Origin of the sequence: Pseudomonas sp. IT-P171 (genome assembly GCF_949767765.1) — a bacterium.
GTDB lineage: Bacteria > Pseudomonadota > Gammaproteobacteria > Pseudomonadales > Pseudomonadaceae > Aquipseudomonas > Aquipseudomonas fluorescens_B.
Genome location: NZ_CATKQN010000039.1, coordinates 1 through 371, shown reverse-complemented (window position 1 = coordinate 371; position 371 = coordinate 1). Strand labels below are relative to the sequence as shown.

Annotated in this window: 1 pseudogene; it reads right to left on the bottom strand. The window is 66.8% G+C overall.

Annotated features, from left to right (window positions below):
* A pseudogene (locus ACM6I5_RS19840) lies at positions 1 to 371 on the bottom strand (hypothetical protein); the annotation flags it as partial.

Here is a 371-nt window from a genome sequence, read left to right as displayed (position 1 = left end):
TGGCGCTGACCAGCGTTTCGGCGGCAGGTTGTCCGGCCCGTTGCAGGCGAACTTCGCGCAGCTGGCCGGCCCGATCATGGGCGAAGTGTCGGACGTGGCCTTTGGCATCGGTCTGGCTCAGCGCCTCACCAGTGGCTGCGAAGTGCCAGGCAGACTGCGAACCGTCACCCGGCTCCAGCAAGCTGTTGCGTTCAGTCTCGGCGAAGGGCCAGTCCGGCGGATCCAGGCTGTCGAGGAAACGACGGACTTCGGCGAGGACCACACCCGACAGCCCGTACTCGGGCAGCAATCGGCTCCCCGCCGGATCATCCTGTCGCACCGGTTGGCCGCAGCGATTGTGCCGCGCATTGTCCGTCGAAGAACTGCCCCAG